This window comes from Pantoea stewartii subsp. stewartii (assembly GCF_008801695.1).
Taxonomy (GTDB): Bacteria; Pseudomonadota; Gammaproteobacteria; order Enterobacterales; family Enterobacteriaceae; genus Pantoea; species Pantoea stewartii.
Genome location: NZ_VZPF01000128.1, coordinates 1 through 7,410, shown reverse-complemented (window position 1 = coordinate 7,410; position 7,410 = coordinate 1). Strand labels below are relative to the sequence as shown.

General features: G+C 55.5%; 7 protein-coding genes and 1 pseudogene. All 8 read right to left on the bottom strand.

Features of this window, described 5'->3' with window-relative positions; genetic code table 11:
- Window positions 1-1,123: 1,123 nt before the first annotated feature.
- A complete protein-coding gene (gene repA / locus F7Q90_RS23960; RefSeq protein ID WP_006120919.1) occupies window positions 1,124-2,137 on the bottom strand; it encodes a plasmid replication initiator RepA in 1,014 nt (337 codons plus the stop codon).
- Between the two features lie 588 nt (window positions 2,138-2,725).
- On the bottom strand, window positions 2,726-3,514 hold the full coding sequence (locus tag F7Q90_RS23950; protein WP_006120918.1) for a DsbA family protein: 789 nt from the start codon (window positions 3,512-3,514) through the stop codon (window positions 2,726-2,728).
- 28 nt (window positions 3,515-3,542) lie between these two features.
- Window positions 3,543-4,076: a hypothetical protein gene (locus F7Q90_RS23945; RefSeq protein ID WP_082999282.1), complete on the bottom strand. Its 534-nt coding sequence runs from the start codon at window positions 4,074-4,076 to the stop codon at window positions 3,543-3,545.
- Window positions 4,057-4,689, bottom strand: coding sequence for an ssDNA-binding domain-containing protein (locus tag F7Q90_RS23940; RefSeq protein ID WP_044242617.1), 633 nt, complete (start codon window positions 4,687-4,689; stop codon window positions 4,057-4,059). The genes F7Q90_RS23945 and F7Q90_RS23940 overlap by 20 nt, the downstream gene beginning before the upstream one ends.
- 324 nt (window positions 4,690-5,013) lie before the next feature.
- Window positions 5,014-6,046, bottom strand: a pseudogene (locus F7Q90_RS23935) (type IV secretion system DNA-binding domain-containing protein); the annotation flags it as partial.
- Complete coding sequence (locus F7Q90_RS23930) at window positions 5,962-6,423, bottom strand: hypothetical protein (protein WP_052310146.1); 462 nt, start codon at window positions 6,421-6,423, stop codon at window positions 5,962-5,964. The gene F7Q90_RS23930 and the pseudogene F7Q90_RS23935, both read right to left, overlap by 85 nt.
- A gap of 60 nt (window positions 6,424-6,483) precedes the next feature.
- Window positions 6,484-6,798 (bottom strand): hypothetical protein, encoded by a 315-nt coding sequence (locus F7Q90_RS23925; protein ID WP_044242615.1) that lies wholly within the window; start codon window positions 6,796-6,798, stop codon window positions 6,484-6,486.
- A gap of 448 nt (window positions 6,799-7,246) precedes the next feature.
- A partial coding sequence (locus F7Q90_RS23920; RefSeq protein ID WP_151161046.1) for a transposase domain-containing protein occupies window positions 7,247-7,410 on the bottom strand: 164 nt, incomplete at its 5' end.

The following is a 7,410-nucleotide window of genomic DNA, read 5'->3' as shown; positions in this document are numbered from 1 at the left end:
ATATGCTCGGCCATTATTCCTTTACGCTGGCAGAACTGGTGACGAAAGGGCATCTGCGGCCATTAAAAGAGGCGTCGGAGGAAGAAAACATTGCTTAGCGTGAGTTTTCGTTCCACTGAGCGTCAGAGCCCCTTACGCAGGCCACCTGGGGATCATAGGTCTGACACTGCTGGTCTTATCCTGAGCAGGGAGAACGTGGGGGTCAGTTTGGAGATCGGAAATTATTGTACGTTTGTTTAGTTCATTTTTTTGTCCAGCCAGAGATGTTTCCGATCTCCGCCCCCCCAGTCAGACTGGCGAGCAGTGCGCAGCCAGTAATTTATGCCCGAAGGGCATTAAAGGCGACATTCTGATGTTAAAAAGGGGGTTGAACATGAATCGCCGTCGCCCGGCGAAGCCGGTACATTTCTGATAGGTTTTACCAATCACCCCCCTTCCCTGCTAAGCCAAAACCCACTAAACGCGATGATATGGTTCATTTCCCCCACGGGGGTGCGCAGTTAGCGCAACGGTCCGTAGGGCCGGGGCGTGGTACTGCGAGTTAGCGCGCTTGCGCGCTTACGGGGGATATGGCACAGCGCCTGAAGCGGCCTTTTCTGAAGCGACGTAAATACTAGTTACAACATCCTTCTTAAAGCGAGGGTGTTCCGGCCCTTTGGGCCGGGGCGGCGTCGCTTTAGCAGGGGTAAGGGGTTTGCTGGTAGTGAGATTCTGGCCAGAAGGGGGCCCGGCGCTTGCGACGGGAGGTACTTTTGATGTTTTTCTGAGCGCGCGGCCGTGAGGCCGCTGCATGCGAAGGCATTTTTCGTTATCCACAGAGTGGCCGCAGACAAAGATCTACTCTGGAATGTAATGAACGGAGAGATAAAAAAGGTGAAGTAAGACTGTTTTGCGGAATGCCTTTTATTCGATTCCGGGATGTTTCACTTATTCATTTGCGGATTTCTGTGTAAAAAAAAGAGAAGGTGGCCATTGCGGTCCATAACGGCCAGCTGAACGTCACAGCGCACGGGAGAGCAAAGGTGGGAAGGACAAAAAACGAACGGAATGGACGAAAAAAACCAGCACGAAAAGCCCCGGGCAGGGGCCTGTAAACAGGAAGGTTGTTGTTTGTCTGTGGATGCTAGTCCGGTGGAGAAAGCGCCAGATCCAGCTGGTAAAGATGCTGGATGGCCAGCGCCTTTAGACGCTCAGATGTACACCAGTACGCTTCGTCAGGCGGCAGGGTGCGGTAAATCCATTCAGACATGGCATGGAGTCGTTCATCTGCCGGCAGCTTAATCAGATTGTTGGCACGTTTACGCTCCGCGCCTTTTTTGCGGCGGTAAATCAGTGCTTCACGGCGCTTACGGCCCGACCAGCATTTGCGGGCCGTGTGAGGCTGCACATCATCATGCTCGCTCATCACGCCTTCCTGGATCAGTTGCTCACGTTCGGCGCTCTGGCGGAGTTTCTTCTCCTGCTCTTTAAAGAGCTTGTCCATATCGACACCCAGCATCTGGAACCCCACGGGCGTAATATAAACATAGGTCGGCAGCCAGGAGCGGGATTCACGATCCCAGGTACGCTCATCCGCCAGCCCCAGCACACCAAAGCGTACCTGTTCTTCAATAAGGCGGGATAAGCGTGACACCGTCACTTCTGTTTCCGGAATGACATTACCGTCAGCATCCTTCGGGCTTAGCTCTCTGGCCAGCCGGGAGATACACATGCCGACGGTGTGCTTGCCGGCGTCGCAGAAACTGATGAGCAGAGGCCAGAAAGCATCGATCAGACGCTGGCGCTCCGGCCGGAAGCCATACTTACGCCCCGCCTTGCGGCGGCCGGCGACATAGAGAGGATGACGCGAGACGTGAATACGCAGTCTGGGCTGCCTGGTGGTCTTGTCAAACATCACAAGCCGGTTGTAGGCATGGCCAAGCTGTCCGGAGAGCTTTTTATAGCGCTCAGGACGGAACCAGGACGGGTTTTCACATTTGGCTTTTGTGGAGTGTTCACCGCGTGTGCGGCGGGTCTGCTTTTTGACCGGCTCAACGAGAAAATTATCCTGAGTGCCGGCATCGACATCCTGCCAGAAACGGGTTAACTCTTCGGCCGGAAGCTCAGACCAGTGAACAGAAATTTGATTGTCATTCACAGCGGCCTGTTCTTATGGCGGCCGGGTGTTGTTTTCTATGGTGCATGCGTTATAATCCTTCACAGGCAACGCGCCTGCTTTTAGGCTCCCTGAATATCTGACTGGTCCGCCAAAACGAGACAGATTTCAGGGAGTTTTTGCATTCAGGCTCCGGGAAATGCCCGTCACCTGCTCCTGAGCGTCTTAATGGACACGCCCCATCCTTGTTTGTCTTCCGGAAGTCCGCATTTCTCCCGAAAAGTCATCTCCTGCCACCTGCCTGCTTCACCACAAAGCAGTCAAACCGTAAGTTTGAGTTAGGTCACAAAAGTAATCTGAATCAACAATCTGACCCACCACAAGACGATCGCCGACGATCTGAATACTACCCGTTCATTACAGTTTTTTCCAGACGTAAGACCAGATATCGACGAGAGTATGCGGTTATAACCTGCAGAATGATGTCAGTTTCACCGGCAGCGCTCGCCGCAGCATCAGGCCGGACGGCCTGATCGAGGAAGCGCAGGAGAACAGGTACAGAAGATGGCTTTAACGCGCGGAACCTGAAAATGGCGATTTCTGGCGGGATCTCGCCTTCAGGTAAAAGGATCAGTGCTGTGGGGTCGCTTTCCGGATTGCAGCCTGCAGTTTCTCCGCCGTCACCGCTTCAGGAAACACCGTGATGGTCGCTGGAGTGGCTCCACTGACTGGCATGACAATGATCCCGGGAGTGCCCGTCAGCCCCAGAGCCTCCGCCAGATTGCTGTTTTTTTCCAGTAATGGTGTGTTGTCAGCCCGTTCAGGTGTGTTCAGGCCCGCCTTTACCGCTGCCCCCCGGATATCGTCTGCGGTCAGTTTTCCCTCATTATGGCCCGTCGCGTAGACCGCATTATGGTAGGTGACATACGCCTGCGGGCCTTTTTCTTTCCAGACTGACAGCCCCAGCTGTGCGGCCTGAAGGGAGACTTCCCAGCGGTTGCCAAATATTGGCCACTCTTTGAAAATGTACCGGACGTCCGGCTGCGCTTTCATCACCTTTTCCAGCTCCGGCGCGAAGCCACTGCAGAACACACACTGGTAGTCGAAGAATTCAATGACCGCGACCTTCGCGTTATCAGGGCCGAAAGCCGGCGTATCCCTGTCGTGCAGGAGAGCATCCTGATTTTCCATGACGCTGAGTGCATATCTGGTCTGCTGACGCTGTTGTTGCTGCACCTGTAGCTTCTGGCTGACCGTGACCAGAATTTCCGGGTGAGCCACCAGATAATCTGCAGCAATTTCACCGATCCGTGTTTCCTGCTCCGGGCTGAATACGGGCTGTGGAGCCGATGCATGGGCAGTGGAAATTAAGCCTTTGTATGTTGTAACTAAAACAATAGCAATCTGATGTAATTTCATGACAGTGTTCTCTTGTGAAATGGAGGTATTAACGTTCTTTCTGAATGGTACGGTTGAGGGTCTGTTCATCATGCTCTGGCATGCGGTCACGCCCGGCCTGTTCTGCTGCCCGGACTAAATCCCGCTCTGCATTTGCCAGATCGGCAACGACACGTGAGGCCCGTTCCTGCTCGCCGGAATGCCTGCCGGACCTGTCGATTTCACTCCGGATACGTTCTGCAGCCACCTGTTCCCGGCCCTCGCTGTTCTCACTTTCCCGCACAGCGGCAAGAACGCCGGTGTCCGGGTTAACCGGTTCGGGCTTCACAGGGTTGTTTTCATCCGGCCGCAGTTTCACCACCTCTTCCTGTGGCAGTTCTGCAGGTTTTGTCTCCCCCGGTTTAACGCGTCCGGCCTCTTCCTGACGAACCTGTCCGGCTCGCGCCAGCTCACCCTGGTTCGGCTGATTTGCCAGCTCATCGCTGAGCGTGGCCATGAGGCGCTGGGGTTCATCATGCCGGACACCGCCACTGACCTTCAGCAGCCATGCGGAGGGAGCCTCTTCACCGGTCTGCCACACCACGCCATCTTTCGGATGGTTCCGGACGGCATCCAGCGCGGTCGACGCCCGCGGACTCCAGCACGGACATGGCGTTACCGTTTGCCTGACGCCCGGCGCTGTCGAGAAAGACCAGCTGTGCATCCTGCGCGCGCGCTTCGCCCAGCAGAACCAGCGTCTCCTTTAGCCCCAGGCGCTCCGCCCCTTCGATAATCAGCGTGCTCTGGGGCTTCAGGTGGAAATCACCGCTCAGAACATGCTGCCGGCTGATAATCCGCTCCCGCAAATCGTCGGATTTCGCCAGTGAAATTGCGCGCTCGGCAGAGCTGGCCAGCACCTGCACATCACGACCGTTCGCGCCGGCAATACCGGCCAGCTGCGCGGTCAGCTCACGGATGCCCGCCACGCCTGACGGGGCATTCATCAGAACCAGGGCGTCCTTCTCCACAACTTCCAGCGCCGCCGGCGCGTACTGCGCCGGGCGGGTGAAACTGACGACTTTTGTGGATTTGAGATGTTCCTGACTTAGCGCCTGGATCGAGAGTTCATCCAGCAGGTGAATACGGGAGGTAAATACCCCTTTCTCACTGTCCAGAGGCACGATCATGCCGTCCTTCAGCGCCGCATCGATGGCCACACGAATATCCTGAATCTCCGGCAGACTCTTTTTGACGATTTACTGAAGGAGGAGAAGACCGTAGAGAAAAGACGTTGTTTTCTTTGTCTTCGGTGACAGGGTCTGTCACCGTGCTGTGATTATCAGTTACTACCTCCGGAGCCACTGGCGCTATTCGCGATGTGATGGGTTCTCTGGCAGATACCGGCTTCTGTTCAGGTACAGCGCTACGCGAAGATTTCGGTTCCTCCATTCGAGTTCGAACCACTTTTTCGACGGCCGGTGAGCCGGATGCCCCTGCAGAAGAAACCGGATCAGGACCGTTAGCTGCAGATGATGTCTCGCTCCCCTTCTCCAGCACTTCATCGCCGGTCGGGAACGTCAGACCTGCAGCAGCCGCTGCGCGTTCGTTCTCCTGAATAACTCTCTCCAGTTCCGGACTGAGCGCATCGCGGATGTTGCGCTCGATCAGGCCTGCCTGACGCTTCTTCAGCGAGCGGTATTTCAGCTTCAGACGAACAACCGGATACTCACCCGGGAGGCGCACGTAGAAGTTGAGGTTTGGCAGACGCATGATCTGCTCGTAGTCGACAATGGGGTTATTGACCTCGTCCTTACCGAGGGACACACCATCACGCACCTGGTCCAGACCGTAGCTGTTCTGCTCACGGATTTTGCGCTTACGCTGGTTGCCCAGTTCCTCTTCCACAACTTTGGCCATCTCGGCGCTCGGCGAACGTCCGTACATACGGGTGTTCATCAGGTCAAAGATGCTTTTGGCCAGTTCACGGCCGTATACGTGAACCAGCTGTGCCATGTTTTGCATCCCCAGCACAAAACAACCGCCAAATTTACGCGCCTCGGCAAGCGTCTCGGCCAGCTCGGGGATGCGCTGCAGGCTGGGGACTTCATCGATAATGAACCACACGCGGCGGTCGCTGTTCTCGCCCATGCTCTGCAGCATCAGTGTGGCCAGAGATACCCACAGCGAGATCAGCGGGCGTACACTCTTACGGTGACGGGCCTGGGTTGAAATAAACAGCCAGCTGCTGTCATAGCGTTCCTGCGTCATCCACTCCCGGATGGTGAACGGCGGCTTCGTTCCGTCATCCAGCCCCTGCAGATAGCGAAGGGCTTTGGCGTAGTTGGTCACCACTGAGCGAATGGATATGGCCGTTTTTTCGATCTTCTCCTCCACCAGGTTGGCTGAAGGCGTGTTGGCCAGATAGTCACGCAGATTTTTCATGCTGAGTGACAGCAGGGTTTTGAGGAAGCGGGGGAAACCCCGCTTTTTTAATGCGCGGAATTCAGCGGCGCATCGAGAAAGAATCGTGTTATCACATCGCCGATAAGTTCCCGGTGATTGAGGGTGTGCAGGTCATGGCACTCAAAGAAACGCTCTCCGTACCGGACAAAAATTGCGGTCACATCCCCGCCCGTAAATACCATCGATTTGAACGACTCCCCGCCATACCCTCTGCACCAGTCCACTGGCGGCAGTGTTTCCATCTGGTCGATATAACGGGCTTCGGTAATTTCCGCCCACGGGCGGCGATAGCCGTTATTCTGCTTTTCCTGTACCTGAGTCGCGGGGATCAGCTCCGCATCCGGATAGAGACGGCGCAGGGTTTCCAGCGTTTTCTCTTCACGCAGAGTGACCCACTGATCATCCAGCTGTGTTGCACGGTCATAAACGGCGTTATGAGACGGAACGAAAAAGGCCATTGTTGCAGCGGTCGGGGGGGTAACGTTCATCTTTCTGACTCCTGTGTGATGTGGTTCCGTGCAACGGTGGCCGCACGGGTTAAACCGGATTTAAATGTCAATGCCTGCGCGCGCGATCAGGCGGGCAAACTGTTTGAAGTGGTCAGCTTCAGCCACATTGATATGGCGGAACTGTTTATCGACGCCGCTGCTGAGGACGTAGGAGTAGCTGCAGTTCATCGTTTCCGGGCAGCTTCTGCGCAGTTTCTTCAGCTCAGCAAGGCTGCTGAACTCCAGAACGTCGGCTTCCTCATCTGAGTTTTTTTTCTGCTCAGCGACGAGGATCGTGTACGAGACGGGTTTTCCCCCTATCTTCCTGGAAGATTCGGGAGCGGCGGTTCTGACGTTGACGTTTTGTGTGTGCATCCTGGTTTTCTCCTGTGGTGATGGTTGTCCATCTCCCTGGTGAGTTCTCTCGCGGCAAAGGGCAAAGGGAGCAACGGCAGGGCGGCAGGAGAAGGCCGGAGACGAAAGTTTTTGCGGCACGCAAAAAGTTTTGGCGGAGTGCATTTCACCCTTCGGATGACGAACTGACGGTGCTACAAGCAGCCCTCCGCGTGAGGACACACGGGGAATGGCTTCACCACATGAACAGGATGCACACACCCGACACGTCGGAACGGCGTGGCGGCTTGACGAGATTTGGTAGCTATACGCGACATCTGCGAATGCATTAATATTGCTAAATCGGTTTAGCGACCGAGAAGTTAACGGATATTGTGTGTTGTGCACCATATAGTGATGATACATTTTCAGGACGTCCCCGACCGGTGACGTCTTTTTTGTAAGCGTCGCATTCAGACCGTATTGACGTTCAGGCAGAGGGAAGCTCGACCTTCCATGGCAGCAGATCGCGGACCCGGTTCACCGGCCAGTCCTGTATATGACCGATGACGTAACGCAACCACGTCTCGGGGTCAACGCCGTTAAGCCGGCAGGTGACGATCAGAGAGTAGAGGATCGCCGCACGTTCTCCGC

What these genes read in the sequence shown, in the direction of transcription:
- F7Q90_RS23950 (WP_006120918.1), bottom strand. Translation starts at nt 3,514, where the DNA reads ATGAAATTACATCAGATTGCTATTGTTTTAGTTACAACATACAAAGGC.
- F7Q90_RS23925 (WP_044242615.1), bottom strand. Translation starts at nt 6,798, where the DNA reads ATGCACACACAAAACGTCAACGTCAGAACCGCCGCTCCCGAATCTTCC.
- F7Q90_RS23930 (WP_052310146.1), bottom strand. Translation starts at nt 6,423, where the DNA reads ATGAACGTTACCCCCCCGACCGCTGCAACAATGGCCTTTTTCGTTCCG.